The 19,456-nt window shown below is 65.0% G+C and carries 21 protein-coding genes; 5 read left to right on the top strand and 16 right to left on the bottom strand.

The window, feature by feature from the left end:
- Positions 1 to 8: 8 nt before the first annotated feature.
- The 8 genes from ACEF39_RS07400 to grxD form a co-directional block, all read right to left on the bottom strand.
- The gene (locus ACEF39_RS07400; protein WP_500287485.1) at positions 9 to 530 is read right to left on the bottom strand and encodes a pilus assembly PilX family protein; all 522 of its coding nucleotides are present in this window, start codon (positions 528 to 530) and stop codon (positions 9 to 11) included.
- Positions 531 to 535: 5 nt separating this feature from the next.
- Positions 536 to 1,693, bottom strand: a complete 1,158-nt coding sequence (locus tag ACEF39_RS07395) for a PilW family protein (protein ID WP_500287484.1) — start codon at positions 1,691 to 1,693, stop codon at positions 536 to 538.
- Between the two features lie 8 nt (positions 1,694 to 1,701).
- A complete protein-coding gene (gene pilV / locus ACEF39_RS07390; protein ID WP_500287483.1) occupies positions 1,702 to 2,199 on the bottom strand; it encodes a type IV pilus modification protein PilV in 498 nt (165 codons plus the stop codon).
- Positions 2,196 to 2,711, bottom strand: a complete 516-nt coding sequence (locus tag ACEF39_RS07385) for a GspH/FimT family pseudopilin (protein WP_500287482.1) — start codon at positions 2,709 to 2,711, stop codon at positions 2,196 to 2,198. Before ACEF39_RS07385 ends, pilV begins: the two co-directional genes overlap by 4 nt.
- Before the next feature lie 173 nt (positions 2,712 to 2,884).
- Positions 2,885 to 4,273 carry a nucleotide 5'-monophosphate nucleosidase PpnN gene (ppnN, locus tag ACEF39_RS07380; protein ID WP_025875258.1) on the bottom strand — a complete coding sequence of 463 codons (1,389 nt, stop codon included), beginning with the start codon at positions 4,271 to 4,273 and terminating at the stop codon, positions 2,885 to 2,887.
- A 254-nt stretch (positions 4,274 to 4,527) separates the two neighbouring features.
- Positions 4,528 to 7,719, bottom strand: a complete 3,192-nt coding sequence (locus ACEF39_RS07375) for a TonB-dependent receptor (RefSeq protein ID WP_230110759.1) — start codon at positions 7,717 to 7,719, stop codon at positions 4,528 to 4,530.
- A gap of 226 nt (positions 7,720 to 7,945) precedes the next feature.
- Positions 7,946 to 8,743 (bottom strand): SDR family NAD(P)-dependent oxidoreductase, encoded by a 798-nt coding sequence (locus ACEF39_RS07370; protein WP_500287481.1) that lies wholly within the window; start codon positions 8,741 to 8,743, stop codon positions 7,946 to 7,948.
- Complete coding sequence (gene grxD / locus ACEF39_RS07365) at positions 8,740 to 9,060, bottom strand: Grx4 family monothiol glutaredoxin (RefSeq protein WP_500287480.1); 321 nt, start codon at positions 9,058 to 9,060, stop codon at positions 8,740 to 8,742. The genes ACEF39_RS07370 and grxD overlap by 4 nt, the downstream gene beginning before the upstream one ends.
- 119 nt (positions 9,061 to 9,179) lie before the next feature.
- On the opposite strand from grxD, the gene ACEF39_RS07360 reads away from it, so the two are divergent.
- Entirely contained in the window at positions 9,180 to 9,758 is a 579-nt protein-coding gene (locus ACEF39_RS07360; RefSeq protein WP_500287479.1) for a superoxide dismutase, read from the top strand.
- 221 nt (positions 9,759 to 9,979) lie between these two features.
- On the opposite strand, the gene ACEF39_RS07355 is transcribed toward ACEF39_RS07360, so the two are convergent.
- Together ACEF39_RS07355 and purE are read right to left on the bottom strand one after the other, a co-directional pair.
- Positions 9,980 to 11,128 (bottom strand): 5-(carboxyamino)imidazole ribonucleotide synthase, encoded by a 1,149-nt coding sequence (locus tag ACEF39_RS07355; protein ID WP_500287478.1) that lies wholly within the window; start codon positions 11,126 to 11,128, stop codon positions 9,980 to 9,982.
- Positions 11,125 to 11,628, bottom strand: coding sequence for a 5-(carboxyamino)imidazole ribonucleotide mutase (purE, locus tag ACEF39_RS07350; RefSeq protein ID WP_025875268.1), 504 nt, complete (start codon positions 11,626 to 11,628; stop codon positions 11,125 to 11,127). Before purE ends, ACEF39_RS07355 begins: the two co-directional genes overlap by 4 nt.
- Positions 11,629 to 11,686: 58 nt before the next feature.
- Here purE and ACEF39_RS07345 point away from each other — a divergent pair, with 58 nt between their 5' ends.
- The 4 genes from ACEF39_RS07345 (at position 11,687) to ACEF39_RS07330 (ending at position 14,314) form a co-directional block, all read left to right on the top strand.
- The gene (locus tag ACEF39_RS07345) at positions 11,687 to 11,956 is read left to right on the top strand and encodes a Trm112 family protein (RefSeq protein ID WP_500287477.1); all 270 of its coding nucleotides are present in this window, start codon (positions 11,687 to 11,689) and stop codon (positions 11,954 to 11,956) included.
- Positions 11,953 to 12,804, top strand: a complete 852-nt coding sequence (gene nadC, locus ACEF39_RS07340) for a carboxylating nicotinate-nucleotide diphosphorylase (RefSeq protein ID WP_500287476.1) — start codon at positions 11,953 to 11,955, stop codon at positions 12,802 to 12,804. The genes ACEF39_RS07345 and nadC overlap by 4 nt, the downstream gene beginning before the upstream one ends.
- 112 nt (positions 12,805 to 12,916) lie before the next feature.
- A complete protein-coding gene (locus ACEF39_RS07335) occupies positions 12,917 to 13,894 on the top strand; it encodes a DUF2272 domain-containing protein (protein ID WP_500287475.1) in 978 nt (325 codons plus the stop codon).
- 69 nt (positions 13,895 to 13,963) lie between these two features.
- Positions 13,964 to 14,314, top strand: coding sequence for a DUF3301 domain-containing protein (locus tag ACEF39_RS07330; RefSeq protein WP_089241240.1), 351 nt, complete (start codon positions 13,964 to 13,966; stop codon positions 14,312 to 14,314).
- Positions 14,315 to 14,391: 77 nt separating this feature from the next.
- Here the strand turns inward: ACEF39_RS07330 and ACEF39_RS07325 are convergent, their stop codons facing one another.
- The 6 genes from ACEF39_RS07325 to ACEF39_RS07300 all read right to left on the bottom strand — a co-directional run bounded on the left by ACEF39_RS07325 (position 14,392) and on the right by ACEF39_RS07300 (position 19,448).
- Positions 14,392 to 14,847 (bottom strand): ClpXP protease specificity-enhancing factor, encoded by a 456-nt coding sequence (locus ACEF39_RS07325; RefSeq protein ID WP_230110765.1) that lies wholly within the window; start codon positions 14,845 to 14,847, stop codon positions 14,392 to 14,394.
- Between the two features lie 84 nt (positions 14,848 to 14,931).
- A complete protein-coding gene (locus tag ACEF39_RS07320) occupies positions 14,932 to 15,567 on the bottom strand; it encodes a glutathione S-transferase N-terminal domain-containing protein (protein ID WP_089240017.1) in 636 nt (211 codons plus the stop codon).
- Positions 15,568 to 15,701: 134 nt separating this feature from the next.
- On the bottom strand, positions 15,702 to 16,451 hold the full coding sequence (locus ACEF39_RS07315; protein ID WP_500287474.1) for a cytochrome c1: 750 nt from the start codon (positions 16,449 to 16,451) through the stop codon (positions 15,702 to 15,704).
- Positions 16,444 to 17,703 (bottom strand): cytochrome b, encoded by a 1,260-nt coding sequence (locus tag ACEF39_RS07310; protein ID WP_025875284.1) that lies wholly within the window; start codon positions 17,701 to 17,703, stop codon positions 16,444 to 16,446. The genes ACEF39_RS07315 and ACEF39_RS07310 overlap by 8 nt, the downstream gene beginning before the upstream one ends.
- Positions 17,703 to 18,323, bottom strand: a complete 621-nt coding sequence (gene petA, locus ACEF39_RS07305) for a ubiquinol-cytochrome c reductase iron-sulfur subunit (protein ID WP_025875286.1) — start codon at positions 18,321 to 18,323, stop codon at positions 17,703 to 17,705. Before petA ends, ACEF39_RS07310 begins: the two co-directional genes overlap by 1 nt.
- A 195-nt stretch (positions 18,324 to 18,518) precedes the next feature.
- Positions 18,519 to 19,448, bottom strand: coding sequence for a lytic transglycosylase domain-containing protein (locus tag ACEF39_RS07300; RefSeq protein WP_500287473.1), 930 nt, complete (start codon positions 19,446 to 19,448; stop codon positions 18,519 to 18,521).
- Positions 19,449 to 19,456: the final 8 nt, after the last annotated feature.

The following is a 19,456-nucleotide window of genomic DNA, read 5'->3' as shown; positions in this document are numbered from 1 at the left end:
CCCCACCCTCACAGCTTGAATACGGTGTCGACCGCCGAGCGCGATGTCGCGTCGGCAGCGGTGTCGCCGGCGTACGTGGTGATCTGGTAGACCGGTGTTGCGGCCTCCAACGGCTTGCCCATGTCCAGCGCCCCCTCTCCCTGGATGCAGCCCTGGATCTGCCGGACCTTCACTGCCGGCTTGTTGCCCAGCTTGGTCTTGGCGACCCAGTCCGAAGGATCGAAGCCGTCGTCGCAGCGTTGATCGATGTCGGCCGAAGTAACCGCCGGGCTGTCACCCGGCGACTGGCGATTGGCAATCTTTTCCACGGCATTCTCGGCACTGCGGGCGGCGCCCTCGGCATTCTGGAAAGCCACGTTGCCAGCACGGTAACCGGATGCCATGCGCTCCTGCATGCCGGCCACCTGCATGCCTATGACACCCAGCAGCGCAAGCATGATCAGCAGAATCAGCGCGACATAGAGCACGGCACCACGCTGCCGGACAGGGGCAGAGAAAGTGCGGCGCGAAGACAGCTTGATGGAGCGCATGGTCGTCAATTCCCGAACAGGCGGTTGCGCAACGCAACGGAAACTTCATAGGCGCCACGGTGGCGCTGGTCATACGGATCGCCCGGCGCGATGGTCACACCAAGCACGCCCAGGTAGGTGGCTGCCGAACCCGGAGCCTGCGCCGACGCCCGCTGCGGGCTGCGGGCAAGCAGCCCCACCTGCACCATGCCTACGCGACGCCACGCGCCAACGGCGGTCGCGTCCACTGCGGTACTGATGTCGCTGGCCACGCGCTGGTCGACGATGCGGCCGCTGGGCGGCGTGGAAAGAGAAATATCCGGTGTTGCATCAAGGCCGTACAGCAACTGCATGCTCTCGATGCCCTCCACCAGTTCCTCGCCGTCACCGTAGCCACCGGCACCGTTGGCGCGGGCGCGGTACAGGGCCGGCTCGTTGTTGCCATTGCTCGCGATGTAATACACCAGGCCATCGGCGCGATACAGCATCGTCATCGCGTTGTTGACGGAGTAGCCGGTCAGATCCAGCTTCTCGATCTTGACCGTGGATCCACTGATGCTGGCCGGGAACACATCGGCGCGAGTGCAATCGGCCAGAGCGAACACCGTCGGAGTGCCGGCAGCACCCGCCTTCAGGCGCGCCATGCCATCACTGGACACCGTCACCGTAGTTGTAGTGCCATCCACACCGACGCCTGTCACAACCGCCCCTTCCGGGCTCAGCAGGCGAAGCACAAGCACATCACTGCCCGGCAATGGCGCCGGCTTCAGGCTGCTGATGCTCTTGGGCATGGATATCGCCGCGCTCCACGTGCGCCCCAGTGTCAGTGTATTGGTCGGGGCGGTGCCTGCGGCCTCATACCCCTGCACCGGTACCGAGAAATCCAGCGGATCTCCACTGCCAGCGGCGACACCAAGGTTGTAGCGGACATCGCCGGTGTTCTTGATCACATGTGCCTGGTCGTTCACGCAACCAAAGTGACCTGCCATGCGCAAGTCACGCTGCAGGAAGTCCAATGCAAAGCGCGCGTTCTCCTGGGTTCGGGCAGCACCTTCTGACAGGCGCGAAGCCGCACGGGAAGCGATGAAAATCTGCGTGATGCCCAACAGAAGCACCAGACCGATGACCATTGCGATCATCAGTTCGATCAACGACAGGCCGCGGGCTCGTGAAGACGGACTCATGGACGCGCTCACAGGAAAGTGGTCAGGCCGAAGGTGGTGAGGCTGTCAGGTTCCTTCGGATCCCAACGCTGATCACCCCAGGTAATGGCCACGCTGACCTGGCCGGTGCTCTGGGTGAACTGGACCTCCGCACTGGCCTTTTCACCGAGTGTCTTCACAACTTCACATTGCCAGCGTGCCACATTGGTCTTCGGCGTCACCGCTGCGCCGGTCGGCCAGGCACATGCACCATTCGCCGTTACCGCACCAGCAGAAAACGAGGCCGACGAGTAAGCACCGCCGGCAAGCGTATCGGTGCGCTGGGCGCGCATCAGTTCGATCAAGTCGTTTGCCAGATTGGTAGCCTGGGTCCGGTAATTGGCGCTCTGCACGAAGCGCACGCTTGTCGTCTGCAGCATGGCAAAGCCGAGCAACCCAAACGCCAGGATCAACAACGCCACCATTACTTCGATCAGGCTGAAGCCGCCTTGGGACGAACGTGGAGAGGCAAGGTTGCGGCGATTCATGAGCAGGTTCCCTTGGTCACCCGGACCTGGCCGGACTTGTTGATCGTCAATGTGCTGCGCTGTTCGCCGGCCTTGCAGGACGCCGGGGACAGCACCAACGTCTGATCTTCCGCGGCCTTGCGACGGCCACGGCCATCAAAGGCGATGGTCGCACCCGGGGGACCGACCACGCTCAGCTGAGGGTTGCCCAGGGAGAAGCGCAGCACGCTGTCATTGCTGCCCAGCACGCCATCCGCATCGAGATCGGACCAGGCCAGCAGCCCCTTTGACCATTCACCATCACAGGCCTGGCCATCGGTACTGCCACAGAGGCCACCACCATGGTTGTTGCGGATGGCCTCGCTGCGCGCGAGGTTGGTCAACGCGATCACTTCGTTGTTGGCAGTTGCCAGCCGGTTCGAACGAATCATGCCGCGGAAGCTCGGATAGGCGATCGACGCCAGGATCACGAAGACGGTCAGCGTGACCATCAGCTCAATCAACGTGAAGCCGTTTTGCCGGCGCAAAGACATTGGACGCTCCCCAGCGTGTTGGTGGCCACGATGGCGCACCGGCCTGCCGCCGGCAAGCGGCGGCAGGATGAACGGTCAGATCCGGGCGACGGGCGTCAAAGGCTTGACGACCCGCCCTGCCCCGGCCGGTCCGGCACGCCCCCCGCCGCGCCGTCCAGCCGCCCTCGCCTGGCTTACGCCAGTACCTGGTAGCAGGGCTGGTACTCGCCGGAGATCTTCATCCGGCGCTGCTCGACGAAGGCACGCAGCAGCGCGTCCAGGGCCTGCATCATGTCGGGGTCGCCATGGATCTGGAACGGCCCGAACTCCTCGATGCGGCGCATGCCGTCCTCCTTCACGTTGCCAGCGACGATGCCCGAGAACGCCCGGCGCAGGTCGGCTGCCAGCGCATGCGGTGCACGCCCGTGATGCAGATCCAGCGCCGCCATCGCTTCGTGCGTCGGCACGAACGGCTGCTGGTATTCCCACGGAATCTCGATGGACCAGTTGAAGAAGAACGAATCCTTCTGCGCCAGGCGGTGCTCACGCACGCGCTTGATGCCGGCCGACATCTTCTTGGCCACCGCCACCGGATCGCCGATGACGATTTCGTAGCGCTCGGCCGCGGCGTCGCCCAGGGTCAGGCGGATGAAGCGGTCGATCTGCTCGAAATACGGCGCGGCCACGGTCGGACCGGTCAGGATTAGCGGGAACGGCAGGTCCTTGTTCTCTTCGCGCAGCAGGATGCCGAGCAGGTACAGGATCTCCTCAGCGGTACCCACGCCACCGGCGAACACGATGATGCCGTGGCCAATGCGGACGAAGGCCTCAAGGCGCTTCTCGATGTCCGGCATGATCACCAGGTGGTTGACGATCGGGTTCGGCGACTCGGCGGCGATGATGCCCGGCTCGGTCAGGCCGATGTAGCGCGTCACCGTACGGCGCTGCTTGGCATGGGCGATGGTCGCACCCTTCATCGGACCCTTCATTGCGCCCGGGCCGCAGCCGGTGCAGATGTCCAGGCCACGCAGGCCCAGCTCGTAACCGACCTGCTTGGTATACAGGTACTCGTCGCGCGAGATCGAGTGACCGCCCCAGCAGACCACCAGGTTCGGGTCACCCGGGTTGAGGATGCGCGCGTTGCGCAGCAGCCCGAACACCGCATTGGTGATGCCCTCGGACGATTCCAGCTCGGCCGCGTAGGCCGGGCCCATCTCAATGGCCATGTAGGCCAGGTCGCGGACCACCGCGAACAGCAGCTCGGCCACACCACGGATGATCTCGCCATCGACGAACGCCATCGCCGGCGCATTGGCCAGGTCGATGCGCACGCCACGATCCTGCTGTGCGACCTGGATATCAAAATCGGGGTAAAGATCGCGCGCCGCGCGCGGATCATCGGAAGCACTGCCACTGGTCAGCACGGCCAGCGCGCAGCGGCGCAGGAGCTCGTGCATGCCACCGCTGGAGGCATCGCGCAGGCGCGCAACCTCGGCCCGCGACAGCACATCCAGGCCACCACGCGGGTAGATCCGCGCGTCCTGCACCGGCAGCGTCCGCGCTGCCTTTTCGTTCGTTGTCATATCCACTTTTCTGCTTCCTTTAAGGTGTCCGACTGTACTGCCGCCCCCTTAAAAAGCAAAACGGCCGGGAAGCCCGACCGTTGGATAGGTGCGTCCCGCGTTCGCCGCTTCGGGACCGCATCGGCGGCATCTGCGCCGCGCACGTGTCTGGATGCTACGCCGATGCAGGCACCCTCGCAAGGACTTTCGCCTGAACGGAAAACGGCCGGGTTTCCCCGGCCGTTTCCGTGCACAGCTGTTGCTACGTCAGTTCATCAGAACTGGTAGCGGAAGCCCAGCTGCAGCGACCACTGCGACACACCGACGTCAAAGCCGTCTGCGTCATTGTTTGCCACCGCCGGCAGGTCAGCGCCGCGGAAGTTGTACACGTACTTGCCGTCCTTCATGCCCTGCAGGGTGGCCACACGCGCATCGGCAAAGAAGCCGTAGTCGTAGATGTTGCCCCACTTCTTGTTCAGCATGTTGCCGACGTTCTGGATGTCCAGCCACACTTCCGACTTGTGACCCTTCATGAAGCCCGGCAGCTGCTGGCTGATACGGATGTCGAAGGTGTTGATCCAGCCGGTACGGAACTGGTTGGCCGGAGCGTAGCTACCCGCATACTTGGCCAGCTGCGGGTTGGCGGCCAGCCACTCGTAGAACGACTTCTCCATTTCCGGGTTGGCGGTGAACCGACCGGTGTCCTTGTTGATGTCACCGAACAGCACATCGCCCCGGTTCGGCACGTAGAACAGGTCGTTCGCACTACGGCTGTCGCCGTTGGCGTCGTTGACGTAGACGTAGCTGTACGGACGGCCGCTACGGCCTTCGTACACCAGGCCCACCTTGGTTTCGTAGTCGCCGAAGAACTTGTGCTTCCAGTTCAGCGAGCCCGACAGGCGGTCGCGGATCTCGTAGCGCGAGGTGTTCTCGGTTTCGCTGTTGGCGTTGAAGGCGTACTGGTAGCCCCAGCCCGAGCTGGCAGTGGAGCTGGTCAGCGAGCCCACTTCGGTGGCGTCGGTGTAGGTGTAGCCGATGTTCCAGGACCAGTCGCTGGCTTCCGACCACGGCTTGCTCAACGACACGGTGAACTGCGAGGTACGGCCCTTGTCGGTGTTGGCGATTTCGTACACCGAGTCGTAGGCACCATTACGCCCGGCGCGTGCGTCGTTATTGGTCCAGAGGTTGCCGTTGCGTGCCGCTGCGTAGTAGAGCGCACGGCCGTCCGGACCCAGCTGCTGCACCGGACCCAGGTTCAGGTTCTTGTAGTACAGCGCGTCCTTGACCTTGGTGACCAGCAGCTCGGCCGAAGCCACGATGCCGTACCACGGGGTCTCATGGTCGAAGGCCAGGTTGGCCTTGTACACCGACGGCATGTTGAAGTCGCTGCCGACGAAGTTGACGTTCTGACGGTTCGAGCCCGGGGTGGTCGGGACCGGCTGGCTGTCCTTGTTCGGGTTGAACGGCAGCGCCGGGTTGTTGGAGGTGTACGCGTAGACCGAGTTGTTGAAGCCGGTCGCCGAATAGCTGTTGCTCAGCCACACCTGCGGGGCATCACCCTGGAACAGGCCCACGCCACCGCGCAGCTGGGTCGGGCGCTCGCTGTCGAAGGTGTAGTTGAAACCGAAGCGCGGCTGGATCAGGAACTTGTTGCTCAGCACATCGCTGTTGTTGCGACCGAAGAACGTCGACGCTGCAGCGTTGTAAGCCGGGGCCGGGCTGGTGTCAGCACGGTCGCCACGCACGCCCAGGGTCAGGGTCAGATTGTTGTTGACATACCAGGTGTCCTGCACGAACAGGGCCAGGTTGCTGAACTTGTAGTCAGCCGGAATCGAGCCCGGGGTGCGCTCCGGGTTGTAGTTGTAGCTGCTCCAGCGGCCAGCGGCGAAGTTGTCCAGACCGTAGAAGGTGTAGGCACCCCACGAGTTGGCGCCGAAGTAGTTGTAGATGTCGTTGGTGTCGTACGACGCACCGAACTTGACATCGTGGTTGCCCAGGGTCCAGGTACCGGCGGCGTAGTAGTTCCACGCCTTGGTTTCCAGGATGTTGTTCTGCGAGTTGACTTCGGTACCCAGGTACAGCGAGTCACCCGACGGCGAACCCTGGTTGCCGCCGAAGAAGATGCGGATGCTCGGCGCATCGGTGGACACGTTGCGGATCGCCGAGTACTCGCGGTACGAGGCCTTCAGTTCGGTCGAGAAGTTCGAGGTCCAGTCGCTGAACAGCTGGGCGACGTAGCTCTCGTTGGTCTTGTCATGCTGGTACCAGTACGAGCTCAGCGAGGCAGAGCTGGTGGTCATGCCGTTGATGCGCAGCTTGCTCTGGTCGATCTTGCTGTAACGGATGTTGGCACGGTGGTTTTCGCTGATGTTCCAGTCCAGCTTCAGCGCGTACTCTTCCATCTCCGTGTCGCCGTTGCTTTCCAGGCCACCGGCGTTGATGCCGTAGCCCTGCGCGATCTGCTGCGCGCGGGTCACGTCGGCCATGGTGAACTGCGCGTTGGCCTTGCCCAGCGCGGTGCCACTCAGGTCGGCGCCCGGCGCGGCCTGCTTGAACTTTTCGTAGTTGGCGAAGAAGAACAGCTTGTCCTTGATAATCGGACCGCCCAAGGTCATGCCGTAGGTTTCTTCCTTGGTGAAGCCCTTGAACGGCTGGCCTTCCGGGTTGTCACCGAACCAGTCGCCGTCACGGTAGGTGCCGTACACCGAACCGTGGAATTCATTGGTACCCGACTTCGTCACCGCGTTGACGGTGGCACCGGCGGCGGCAGCGATGCTGACGTCGTAGTTGGACAGGTTGATGTCCAGCGCTTCGATGGCTTCCATCGCGACCGGCTGGCGGCGGGTCGGCATGTTGTTGCCTTCCAGACCGAAGGTGTCGCTGGCCGAGACGCCGTCGATGTTGATCGAGTTGAAACGCGGGTTCTGGCCGCCGGCCGAGATCGAGCCCGAGGCGCGATCGATGAAGGTCACGCGCGGATCCAGACGCATCAGATCCTGGATGTTGCCGCCGATGGACGGCGCAACTTCGATCTGCTGCTGGCTGATGTTGGTGCCCGAACCCATCTTGGTGGCGCTGAACACTTCCGAGCCGCCGCCGACAGCGGTGACCTGCACGGTGTCCAGGTTGGTCGCGGCGAGGTCGCCGGCCAGGGTGGCATTGATGGTGCCGGTCTGGTTCACGCCCAGGTAGACGCCATCTTCGGTCTTGGTGCCTTCACCGGACTTGGTGATGGTGATCGAGTACGGACCACCCACGCGCAGGCCGCGCGCGTTGTAACGACCCGCCGCATCGGTGGTCGCACGCGAAACGGTGCCCGACTCGGTGTGGGTGATGGTGACTTCAGCACCGGCGACGGGCTGGCCGGCACGGGACACGACCTGGCCGCCGACACCGGCAGAGGTGCTCTGGGCGAAGGCGGGAGCGGCGGCGAGCGCAGCCACGAGACCAAGGGTGAGCTTGGACATCCGGAATGGGTGAGTCATTGTTCGGTAGCCTCGATGCGAGTTGGCGATGGCGGAAAAAAAGCGCATCCAAGCAGCCTTGCGGGCGGCTGTTCGGACATTTATCTGGGGTTCCCTACCGTGAACGGCAGCTGCCGCAACGGTTAACACTAGATTAACACGCTACGCTTTCAATGTGACGGTTGTGCGACAAACGGCACCGGATCGCAACGCTATCGTGACGGGATCTTCATTCCGCTTTACGAACGTCTTCACTCATCGATGGCGGATTGCCCGCATCGAGCACCTGCCCCCGCCACGCCTGTCCAGCGGCGGACAACAGGGTCACGGCCGCTGCAGCGGCGGCCTCCGGGCCACGTGCGGCCGGGTCTTGGTCGATCGAATAGGCCCGCGCCCGCAGGGCGGTACGCAAGGGGCCGGGGTAAAGGCCACTTACCCGCACCGGGCTGCGGGCCAGCTCGTCATGCAGGCTGCCGATCAGCCCGCGCAGGCCATGCTGGGCGGCGCCGTAGCCGCCCCAGTAAGCCTGCCCCACCCGCTCCACGGCATCCACGGTGAACACCAGCGCCGCGTCTTCACGCTGCCGCAGCAACGGCAGGCAGGCCTGGGCCAGCCAGGCCGGAGCGGTCAGGGTAACGTGCACGGCGCGGGCGAAACTGGCCGGGTCGGCCAGCTCGAACGGGGTCAGGCCGGGAAAGTGCGCTGCACAGACCAGCAGGCCATCAAGCCGTCCCAGCTCCTGCGCCACGGCCTGGGCCAGCTCGGCATAGTCGTCAGGACCTGCACCTTCAAGGTCCAACGGGTACAACAGGGGTTCCGGCCCGACCGCCTGCACCTGGGCATAGACCCGGTCCAGCCGGCGTGGCTTGCGCCCCAACAGGACCACGGTCGCTCCCGCCTCGGCGGCAGCAACAGCGGCGGCACTCCCCAGCCCACCACCGGCACCGGCAACGAGCACCACGCGACCCTGCAACGGGCGGCCATCGAGCGCCCCGTCTGCCGGTGACGTCGATGGCCAGGCGCTCATCCCTGCGCAGCCTCTTCGACGATGCGCTTGAGCTCGCCGGCTTCGAACAGTTCCATGACGATGTCACAGCCGCCGATCAACTCACCGTTGATGAACAACTGCGGGAAGGTGGGCAGATTGGAGAAGCGCGGCAGGTTGGCGCGGATCTCGGGCTCTTCCAGCACATTGACCGTGCGCAGCGACGCGGCGCCCGCGGCCATCAAGGCCTGCACGGCGCGGCTGGAATAGCCGCACATGGGGTATTGCGGGGTGCCCTTCATGAACAGCACGAGCGGGTAACGATCCACCTCGGCCTGGATTTGCTGCATTACCGCCACACCTCACTCCTTGCTTCGCTGGACAAACCAACCGTGGTGGTCGGCTAGACTGCCCACGGTAGCCCCCATTGTAAGCCGATGGTACCGGCTGCCGCCGCCCCCTGGCCACGAACCTGTCCATGCCCGTCGAATTGCCCGCCCTGCCCTACCTGCCCTCGTCCCTGCAGCCGCACCTGTCGGCACAGACCGTGGAACTCCATCACGGTCGCCACCATCGCGCCTACGTCGATGCGGTCAATGCCGCCATTGTCGGCACCGAATGGGAAGAAGCCACGCTGGAGGACATCGTCCGCCACGCCCAGGGCGCGCTGTTCGATGCCGCCGCCCAGGCTTGGAACCACGGCTTCTACTGGCAATGCCTGCGCCCGCGCGGCGGTGGCGAGCCGCAGGGTCGCCTGGGCGAGCTGGTCAAGCGCCAGTTCGGCGACGGCCAGCGTCTGCGCGAAGAATTCAGTCGAACCGCGCTTGGCCTGTTCGGCTCCGGCTGGGTGTGGCTGGTACAGCACCCGGGTGGGCAGCTCGGCCTGCAGGCGACGCGCAATGCTGGCACGCCTCTGACCGGCGACAGCACGCCGCTGCTGTGCTGCGATGTCTGGGAGCACGCGTACTACACCGACTACCAGAATGATCGTGCACGCTATCTGGAAGCATTCTGGCAACTGGTGAACTGGGAGTTCGCCGAGAGCCAGCTGCGCTGAGACGGACGGGCATCCGCCGGGCATGAGCCGGCGCTGCCGGTATCACGCTACGCCGTGGCGGCGGCCCACCTTTTGGTGGGCCTGCCTTGGTAGATGCCCACGACTTGGTGGGCATTGCCGGCCAGCGGCCGGCACTACCAAGATCGGCAACGTTTGCCGGCCAGCGGCCGGCACTACCAAGATCAGCGACGTCTGCCGGCCGACGGCCGGCATCACCTTGGTCAGCCGTTGCGCAGCGCGTGCACGGCCGGGGCCACCTGGGCCTGGCGGTCCAGTTCCAGACCGACCTGCACCAACGCATCGGCCAGCGCCCCGGCATCATCGTCACGCAGCGTCGCGTGACCAACCTTGCGGCCGTCACGCGATTCCTTGCCGTAATCGTGCCAATGGCCGCTGGCCTGCTGCAGCACCGGCCTCGGGTCAGGCATCGCCCCGAGCCAGTTCAGCATGCAGGCATGGCCAAGCATGCGGGTACTGCCCAGCGGCAGGCCGAGCACCGCACGCAGGTGGTTCTCGAACTGCGAGGTTTCGCTGCCTTCGATGGTCCAGTGACCGGAGTTGTGCACACGCGGCGCCATCTCGTTGGCCAGCAGTTCACCGTCGCGGCAGAACAGCTCCAGCGCGAACACACCCACGTACTGCAGGTGTTCGGCGACACGCTGGGCATAGCCGATCGCCGCTTCGTGCTCGGCAGCGGACAGCACCGCCGGTGCCACGCTGGCCGACAGCACGCCGTCGACATGCCAGTTGCCGGTGACCGGCCAGGCCTGGAAGCTGCCATCGCGGCCGCGCACGGCTACCACGCTGACTTCGCGCTGGAAGGCGACAAAACCCTCGAGGATCAGGCCGGTGCGCTCGACCTGCGCACCCAGCGCCTGCCAAGCCGCATCGATGTCCGCTTCGCTGCGCAGACGGAACTGGCCCTTGCCGTCGTAGCCCAGGCGGCGGGTCTTGAGGATGCACGGCAGACCGAATTCGGCCGCCTTGGCCGCCAGTTCTTCGCGGCTGCGGATATCGGCGAACGCCGGCAGCGGAATACCCAGCTGCTGGAACAGGGTCTTCTCGCTCAACCGGTCCTGGGCCACGGCCAACGCCGACGGCGGCGGATAGACCGGCACGCGGTCGGCCAGCCATTGCGCGCTGTCAGCGGGTACGTTCTCGAAATCGAAGGTCACCACATCGACCTTGGCGGCGAAATCCGCCAGTGCCTGCCGATCGTCGAAAGCACCGACGGTGAGCGGCGCCAGCGGGCCGCTGCAGGCATCGGCTGCCGGATCGTACAGTTCGAATCGCAGACCCAGCGGCGCACCGGCCAGGACCATCATGCGGGCGAGCTGACCGCCGCCGAGGATGCCGACGGTCAGACTCATTGGCGCGGATCGTCGTGGGCCATCACGTCTTCGGTCTGGCGCGCGCGGAAACTGTCCAGCGCCTGGCCGATGGCGGGCTGGTCGCTGGCCAGCATCGCGGCGGCGAACAGCGCGGCATTGGAGGCGCCGGCATTGCCGATGGCGAAGGTGGCGACCGGAATGCCGGCCGGCATCTGCACGATCGACAGCAGCGAATCCATGCCGTTGAGGGCCTTGGACTGCACCGGCACGCCCAGCACCGGCACCGCGGTCTTGGCCGCGATCATGCCCGGCAGATGCGCGGCACCGCCAGCGCCGGCAATGATCGCGCGCAGCCCGCGCGAACCTGCCTGCTCGGCATAACTGAACAACACATCCGGCGTCCGATGTGCGGACACCACCTTCACTTCGAACGGAACACCCAGGGCTTCAAGCTTCTGGGCGGCGTGCTGCATGGTTTCCCAGTCGGAGCGGGAACCCATGACGATGCCGACAAGCGGCGCGATCGGGTTGGGGGTCATTGGCCGTCACCTGCCTTAAAGACGTATTCTAGCCATCTTCCACGCAAGACGAAGAACCATGGATCGCAAGCTGCTCGACCTGCTGGTATCGCCCGACACCCGCCAGCCCCTGTCCCTGCTGGATGGCAAGGGCCTGGAAGCCCTCAACCGGGCGATCGCCGCCGGTACCGTCAACCGCGCCGATGGCAACCCGCTGGCGCAGCCGCTGCGCGAAGCCCTGGTCACCCGCGACCGCAAACAGGTATTCCGCGTTGACGACGGCATTCCGGTGCTGTTGGCCGAAGAAGCCATCCCGACCGCACAGATCGCCGACTTCCCGACCACATGAGCGCGCTGCCGACGCCGGATCCAGCCGTCGTCGCGGCCGATGTGGCCCGCGCGTTGGCCGAGGACCTGGGCAGTGGTGACGTCACCGCCGCCCTGCTGCCCGACCAGCCCGACAGTGGCTACCTGCTGTGCAAGCAGGATGCGGTGATCGCGGGCCGCCCGTGGTTCGATGCCACCCATCGCGCACTTGATGCGGACGTGCAGATCGAGTGGCGGGTGGCCGAAGGCGACCATGTCAGCGCCGGTACCGTGCTGGCGCTGCTGCACGGGCGCAGCCGCAGCCTGGTCAGCGCCGAACGCACCTCGTTGAATTTTCTGCAGACCCTGTCCGGCACAGCGACCACCACTGCCCGCTACGTGGCTGCGGTGGAAGGAACGGACACACGCATCCTCGATACCCGCAAGACCCTGCCCGGCCTGCGTCTGGCGCAGAAGTACGCGGTGCGGTGCGGCGGCGGCGACAACCATCGCTTCGGCCTGTACGACACGGTGATGCTGAAGGAAAACCACATCCGTGCGGCCGGTTCACTGGCTGCCGCCGTGTCGGCGGCCCGCCGGCAATGGCCGCAGCTGCCGCTGGTCGTCGAGGTCGAAGACCTGGAACAGCTGCGGCAGGCGCTGCAGGCCGGCTGTGAACGCATCCTGCTGGACGACTTCAGCCCGGAACTGCGGCGCGAAGCGGTGCGCATCACCGGGGGCCGCATTCCACTGGAAGTGTCCGGCAGCGTCGGCCTCGGCGGCTTGCGCTCGATCGCCGAAGATGGCGTCGACTGCATTTCCATCGGCGGCCTGACCAAGCACGTGCAGGCCATTGATCTGTCGTTGAAGCTGGGTCCACCACCGGGTTGAGGGTGGATTCGCGGATCGTGATGTTGCCGGCCAGCGGCCGGCACTACCGTTCTCACACCCGGCGTTCACAGCGGCGCTGCGACGCTGCGACCATCCCCCACAGGAACCGCGCATGCGCCGGATGCTCTTGCCCGCCTGCCTGCTGCTGGCCGCGACGCCCCTCTCGGCCGCCGCCGTCGAAGCCTGCGATGTACCCCCGCGTTTCGGCCTGAGCCCTTTGGCCATCGCCATCCGCAACACTGCCTGCAACGAGCATCGTCTCTGGTTCCGCCCCTTCATCGACCGTGACGGCCGCGCCGCCAGCCTCAGTGTCACCGAGGCCGAGAGCGATCATCTGGCCGACAACGGCCTGATCGCCTGGCAACGGGTCAGCAGCTACTGGCGCGAAAGCGGCACGCTGAATGCATTGGGCAGCCAGCCGGGTGCCAGCAGCTGCCTGGCCCCGTCGGGCACCCGCTACACCGACAGCGATTGCCGCGCGTTCCTGATCGACAATCCGTGGTCGGCCGCCTTCATTTCCTGGGTGATGGTGCGTGCCGGCGTACCTGGCTTCAACACGTCCCCACGCCATATCGACTACATCCGCGCCGCCTACCAGGCCGGCCCTTCCGGCGTGCCCTACCGCCTGGTGGACCCAGCCACCGCCAAGCCTGCACCGGGCGACCTGCTGTGCTTCCTGCGCGACCGTAGCAGCACACTCAGCTACAGCGGATTGGTGCAGGCCCTGGGCAACGGCTCGGTAGGCCATTGGAAGTCGCATTGCGAAGTGGTGGTGGCGGCCAACCTCGGTGGCGACCAGACGCTTTACCTGGTGGGCGGCAATGTCATGAACACCGTGGCGATGCGCCTGCTGCAACTGGATCGCACCGGCACGATCAAGCTGCCGCCGCCACGCGAGCGCGACGCCACCGGCATCGATCCGACCTGTACACCGGGTCGCGAGGACGAGTGCAGCTTCAACCGGCAGGACTGGGCCGCACTGCTGCAGTTGAATGCCACTACACCGCGGGTTGCACCGCTTCCGCCGGCACCCGCTGCACCGACATCGGTGCCGCTGCAGCCGGCAACGGAGCCCGGCAGCGATCGCTGAGCAGATGCCGCTTGATCCGGTCGCCATTCGTCGCCATCTTTGGCGGATCGACACCTGACGGCTGAAGCCATGCCCACCCTGCTGATCCTGCTGATTGCCGGCGGTATCGTCTACTTCTTCTGGAACGCAGCGCGTTCGGCCGCCGAACGTGCGGTCGAACTGGGCCGCAATGCCTGCCGTGCCGCCGATGTGCAGTGGCTGGACCAGGCGGTACACGCCACCGGTCTGCGCCTGTCGCGCGGGGAAGATGGCCGGCTCGGTTTCGAGCGCACCTTCAAGTTCGAGTATTCCTACGACGGCATCGATCGCCATGTCGGCCGCATGGTGCTGCGCGGCGACCAGCTGATTTCCTTCACCGGCCCGGGCGCGGCGCGGATCAGCCAGATCCGTGCGGACAACGAAGATGCCGAGGATGTGTGAGCAAGGGCATCCACGCATGGCGTGGATCTACTGGAGCCGGTAGATCCACGCCATGCGTGGATGTAAAGCTGTGGAAGCTACTTGACCACGCGAAGGGTCGGGCGGCCCTTGGGCGGCGGACCGGCGGGCGGCGTGTCGTCCGGCGGCGTCTGCTCATCGTCGTGCAGCAGCTCATCACTGGCCGGCGTCGGCTCGCCACCGGGAATGTCATCCGGCAACGCCATGCCCTGCCCGGTTTCGCGGGCATACACCGCCAGCACCGCGCTGATCGGCACCTGCACCGGATAGCTGGTGCCGGAGAAGCGCGCCGAGAAGCTCACCGACTCGTTGTCGATCACCAGCCGTACCACCGCGCGCTCGGCGATGTTGAGCACCACCCGGCCGTCCTTGACGGCCGAAGGCGGAACCTGCACGCCGGGAACGCCGGCGTCGACCAGGATGTGCGGAGTCAGCTGGTTGTCATTGATCCATTCCACCAGAGCCCGCAACAGATACGGGCGGTGGCTGGTCATGTGGAAGAAGTCTTCGGTCATGCGTGAAGTGTAGCGCCCGACGCCCCTGCCGGGGCGGATCGCCTGCACGCCGGTCGGCGTGCAGACGGGAAAGCGGATGCCGGATCAGCCCGGCAGATCGCGCAGTTTCTTTTCCTGATCGGTCAGGCTGCGGACGAAACCGGGGTGGCGGAAGATCCGATTGCCATAGTCCTCGATCGCCTTGCTGTCCTTGGGCAACGGCACATCCAGCGATTGCAGGCGCCAGATGATCGGCGCCATCGCGCAGTCGGCCAGACTCATTTCCGGGTTGAGGAAGAACTTGCTGGCCTTGAACAACGGCAGCGAGGCCGTCAGCAATTCCTTCAGTCGCTTGCGCCCCGCCTCGGCCTGGGTCTTGTTGCCCAGCTGGATCGCCTGCACCTGCGGCACCCAGTCGTGCTCGATACGCAACATGGCCAAGCGGATGCGCGCGCGCGACAGCGGGTCGACCGGCATCAGCGGCGGGTGCGGATAGCGCTCGTCCAGATACTCGCTGACCACCGAGGCGGCATACAGCACCAGCTCGCGCTCGACCAGGGTCGGCACCGAGTGGTACGGATTGAGATCGATCAGATCTTCCGGCGGGTTCTGTGGATCGACCGGAACGAAGTCGAAACTCACGCCCTTGGCTGCCAGCACCAGGCGCACACGGTGGCACAGTACATCGTCGTTCGAGGAAAACAGCGTCAGTGTATTGCGCATGCGTACGCTCGCCGCCATCAAAGGCTCTCCTACGACAGGAGACCGCCTGCCGCATCGGCGCCACCAGCACCGTGCCGGCGGTCGACTCCTCCCCGAGTGTGCAACCGACCATCACAAAAGCCAATAGGCCCGTTGCGATGGCCGGCTCTGGATCAGTGCACGTCCTTCCAGTATTCCTTCTTCAACAGGTACACCAGGAAGGTCAGCAGGGCCAGGAACAGGATCACCCAGACACCGAGCTGCTCCCGCTTCAGTGCGGCCGGTTCGCCGGCGTATTCAAGGAAGTTGGTGATATCGCGCACGGCCTGGTCGTACTGTGCCGCATCGACCGAGCCCGGGCTTTCGATGCGCAGGCCAGTCACCGGCGGATCCATGCCCGGCGCTTCGGCCTTGCCATGCACCGCATGCTGCAGGCCCTGCATCTCCCACAATGGATTGGGCATGGATGCGTTGGCGAACAGCGCATTGTTCCAGCCCAGCGGGCGGCTGCTGTCCAGGTAGAACGACTTCAGGTAGGTATAGATCCAGTCGCTGCCGCGCACCCGGGAAATCAGGCTCAGGTCCGGCGGCATCTTGCCGAACCACTTCTCGGCCTGCTCCTTGGGCATCGCTACCGGCACCGGATCACCGACTGCCGAGCCGGTGAAGTTGAGGTTGTTCATCACCTCTTCCTCGCTCAGCCCCAGGTCCTCGCCCATCCGTGAATAGCGCAGGTACTTCAGTGCATGGCAGCCACTGCAGTAGTTCATGTACAACTGGGCGCCACGCTGCAGCGACGCCCGGTCACCCAGGTCGTTGCCGGCCTGCAGGAGCTTGGTGCCACCCTCGGCGGCCATGGCCAGGGTACTGCCCAGCATCAGGGCGGCCGCCAGGGCCAGCCGGACCATCCATCGCTCAGTCATGCGTGGTCACCCTCTCCGGTACCGGCTTGGTCTTGTCCAGCCTTGTCCATATCGGCATGGTGATGAAGAAGGCGAAGTACAGGAAGGTCAGCACCCGCCCGACGTAGGTCTCGTGCGCATCGGTACCAGGACCGGACCCGATCACCATCAGCCACGCGAAGCACACCACGAACATGCCCAGCAGGCCGCGCGACAGCCAGCCGCGGTAGCGGTAGGACTTGACCTTGGCGCGGTCGAGCCAGGGCACCAGGAACAGGATGGCGATGGCCGAGAACATCACGATCACGCCGCCCAGCTTGTTCGGCACCACCCGCAACATCGCGTAGTACGGCGTGTAGTACCAGACCGGCTTGATGTGCTCGGGGGTGACCAGGCGGTTGGCTTCGGTGAAGTTGTCGTGTTCCAGGAACAGGCCACCGAAGGCCGGTGCGAAGAAGATGATGAAGGCCGCGATGATCAGCAGGAAGCCCGCACCGACACCATCCTTGAGCGTGTAGTAGGGATGGAACGGAATGCCGTCGGTCGGCGCGTTCGGTGACCAGCGGTTGCCCTTCGGCCCCTTCTTGATCTCCACGCCATCGGGATTGTTCGATCCCACTTCATGCAGCGCGCCCAAGTGCAGCACCACCAGCAGCAGCAGCACCAGCGGCAGCGCGATCACGTGCAGTGCGAAGAAGCGGTTGAGCGTGGCGTCGCTGGGCAGGTAATCGCCCATGATCCATTCGGTCAGGCCGTTGCCGATCACCGGAATGGCGCCGAACAGCGAGATGATCACCTTGGCACCCCAGAACGACATCTGGCCCCACGGCAGCACGTAGCCCATGAAGGCTTCGGCCATCAACACCAGGTAGATCAGCATGCCCAGGATCCACACCAGTTCGCGTGGCTTCTGGTAACTGCCATACAGCAGCCCGCGGAACATGTGCAGGTAGACCACGATGAAGAACAGCGAGGCGCCGGTGGAGTGCATGTAGCGGATCAGCCAGCCCCACTCCACGTCACGCATGATGTATTCGATGGAGGCGAATGCTTCGGCGGCATTCGTCTTGTAATGCATGGTCAGGAAGATGCCGGTGACGATCTGGTTGACCAGCACCAGCAGTGCCAGCGAGCCGAAGTAGTACCAGATGTTGAAGTTCTTCGGCGCGTAGTACTCGCTGACATGCTTGCGGTAGATCGGCATCAACCCCGGCGCGCGGGCATTGACCCAGTCGGCCACGCCGGTGGCGGTACGGCTGAGGATGTTGGACATCAGGCAGCCCCCTGCGGATCGACACCGATGATGATGGTGTTGTCGTCCTGGTAGTGGTGCGCGGGCACCTTCAGATTGATGGGTGCGGGCACGTCCTTGAAGACGCGGCCGGACATGTCGAAGCGCGACTTGTGGCAAGGGCAGAAATAGCCGCCCTTCCATTGTGGGTCGTAGGGCTCGGGGCGGATTTCACCCACCATTTCCGGCGAGCAGCCCAGGTGCGTGCAGAGACCGACCAGCACCGAGATCTCGGGCTTGATCGAGCGCAGCTCCGGGTTCTGCTTGAGTACGTACTCCGGCTGCTGGTCCTTCTCGCCGGACTCGGGGTCCTTCAAGCGGCCATCCAGCCCATGCAGCGCGTCAAGGATCGCCTTGGACCGTTTGACGATCCAGATCGGCTGGCCACGCCATTCCACGATCAGGCGTTGGCCTTCCTGCAGGGCGCTGATGTCGGCCACCACCGGTGCGCCGGCAAGCTTGGCGCGGGCACTGGGGTTCCAGGATTTGATGAAAGGAACTGCGGTGAATCCGACGCCGACGGCGCCCACCACGGCTGTGGTGGCAGTAAGAAAACGCCGACGTCCGGTGTTGACTGGATCGTGTACCCCATCGTTGGCCATCCGGCACTCCGATATTGATTAGGTAGCTTTAAGGCTGCCAGCGGTTCCGGTGGGGGCCAGAGCCGCATTGAATCTCGGTCGAGTGTAGCGGAACCGTCGCGCGCCACACAACGCATTGCAACAACTCTTTTCAAGGTGTGCCGACTGACAGTCGGCACCTACCCGCTTGAAGGTGTGCCGACCAACGGTCGGCACCTACTGGTGGGTCAGGGCGGTGCGGTAACGCTCGGCCAGCTGCCCTACCCTTCGCACGTAATACTGGGTCTCGCTGTAGGGTGGCACGCCTCCATGGCGATCGACCGCGCCTTCGCCGGCGTTGTAGCCGGCCGCGGCCAGGGTCAGATCACCTTTGAAACGCTTCAACAACCACGCCAGGTACTGCACACCGCCACGGATGTTCTGCCCCGCGTCGTAGGAATCGCTGACGCCGAAGCGTGCGGCGGTGGGCGGCATCAGCTGCATCAGGCCCTGGGCACCGGCGCGGCTGAGCGCGGTCGGATTGTAGGCCGACTCGGCGTGGATGATCGCGCGCACCACGGCCTCTTCTACCCCGAATTCGCGTGCGGCCGAGGATATCTCGCTCTGAAACGCCGTGGTGTTCAGGCGCACGCTGCCGAAATCGACCCGCGGATTGACCCCGCAGGCGTAGCAGCGCTCCATGAAGCTGTAGCGGATGGTCCGCACCGGGCCGAGGTTGGCGACCTGGGTCGGGCGTGCGCTGGTGTAGTGGCGCACCCCGTCCTGCATGTACGAATAGACCTGGCCGCTGACCATCTTGCCGCCGCGCGGACTGGCTGGCGCGGACGCTGCCGCCGGCACCGGAGTCGGTGCGACAGCGGGACGGGCAGCGCTGGCGGCAACCGCGACCGGATTACGCTCGGCACTGGCCACCGCTGCAGCAGATACGGGTACTGGCGTCGGAGCCGACGTGGCGACCGGGGCGCGCACCGCCCTGCCCGCGCTGCGGGTGTAGCTGATGGTGCTGCATTGGGCACCGGCCACCCGCTTGCTGACATAGCTGGTGACCCCATCGGCGCCAAGACACTTGAACAGGGTGCCAGCGCTGGCCGGCGCAGCGGTCAGCGCAGCGATGATGATCGCCGTTATCCCCAGTCTCCCCTTCATGGCCGCGA

Origin of the sequence: Stenotrophomonas indicatrix (genome assembly GCA_041545745.1) — a bacterium.
Taxonomy (GTDB): domain Bacteria; phylum Pseudomonadota; class Gammaproteobacteria; order Xanthomonadales; family Xanthomonadaceae; genus Stenotrophomonas; species Stenotrophomonas indicatrix_A.
Note: the sequence above shows the minus strand (reverse complement) of the source record. Positions and strands in the feature narration are given on the sequence as shown.

Coding starts and splice junctions, on each gene's coding strand:
- ACEF39_RS07400 (WP_500287485.1), bottom strand. CDS start 530: ATGCGCTCCATCAAGCTGTCTTCGCGCCGCACTTTCTCTGCCCCTGTC.
- ACEF39_RS07395 (WP_500287484.1), bottom strand. CDS start 1,693: ATGAGTCCGTCTTCACGAGCCCGCGGCCTGTCGTTGATCGAACTGATG.
- pilV (WP_500287483.1), bottom strand. CDS start 2,199: ATGAATCGCCGCAACCTTGCCTCTCCACGTTCGTCCCAAGGCGGCTTC.
- ACEF39_RS07385 (WP_500287482.1), bottom strand. CDS start 2,711: ATGTCTTTGCGCCGGCAAAACGGCTTCACGTTGATTGAGCTGATGGTC.
- ppnN (WP_025875258.1), bottom strand. CDS start 4,273: ATGACAACGAACGAAAAGGCAGCGCGGACGCTGCCGGTGCAGGACGCG.
- ACEF39_RS07375 (WP_230110759.1), bottom strand. CDS start 7,719: ATGTCCAAGCTCACCCTTGGTCTCGTGGCTGCGCTCGCCGCCGCTCCC.
- ACEF39_RS07370 (WP_500287481.1), bottom strand. CDS start 8,743: ATGAGCGCCTGGCCATCGACGTCACCGGCAGACGGGGCGCTCGATGGC.
- ACEF39_RS07360 (WP_500287479.1), top strand. CDS start 9,180: ATGCCCGTCGAATTGCCCGCCCTGCCCTACCTGCCCTCGTCCCTGCAG.
- ACEF39_RS07355 (WP_500287478.1), bottom strand. CDS start 11,128: ATGAGTCTGACCGTCGGCATCCTCGGCGGCGGTCAGCTCGCCCGCATG.
- purE (WP_025875268.1), bottom strand. CDS start 11,628: ATGACCCCCAACCCGATCGCGCCGCTTGTCGGCATCGTCATGGGTTCC.
- ACEF39_RS07345 (WP_500287477.1), top strand. CDS start 11,687: ATGGATCGCAAGCTGCTCGACCTGCTGGTATCGCCCGACACCCGCCAG.
- nadC (WP_500287476.1), top strand. CDS start 11,953: ATGAGCGCGCTGCCGACGCCGGATCCAGCCGTCGTCGCGGCCGATGTG.
- ACEF39_RS07335 (WP_500287475.1), top strand. CDS start 12,917: ATGCGCCGGATGCTCTTGCCCGCCTGCCTGCTGCTGGCCGCGACGCCC.
- ACEF39_RS07330 (WP_089241240.1), top strand. CDS start 13,964: ATGCCCACCCTGCTGATCCTGCTGATTGCCGGCGGTATCGTCTACTTC.
- ACEF39_RS07325 (WP_230110765.1), bottom strand. CDS start 14,847: ATGACCGAAGACTTCTTCCACATGACCAGCCACCGCCCGTATCTGTTG.
- ACEF39_RS07320 (WP_089240017.1), bottom strand. CDS start 15,567: ATGGCGGCGAGCGTACGCATGCGCAATACACTGACGCTGTTTTCCTCG.
- ACEF39_RS07315 (WP_500287474.1), bottom strand. CDS start 16,451: ATGACTGAGCGATGGATGGTCCGGCTGGCCCTGGCGGCCGCCCTGATG.
- ACEF39_RS07310 (WP_025875284.1), bottom strand. CDS start 17,703: ATGTCCAACATCCTCAGCCGTACCGCCACCGGCGTGGCCGACTGGGTC.
- petA (WP_025875286.1), bottom strand. CDS start 18,323: ATGGCCAACGATGGGGTACACGATCCAGTCAACACCGGACGTCGGCGT.
- ACEF39_RS07300 (WP_500287473.1), bottom strand. CDS start 19,448: ATGAAGGGGAGACTGGGGATAACGGCGATCATCATCGCTGCGCTGACC.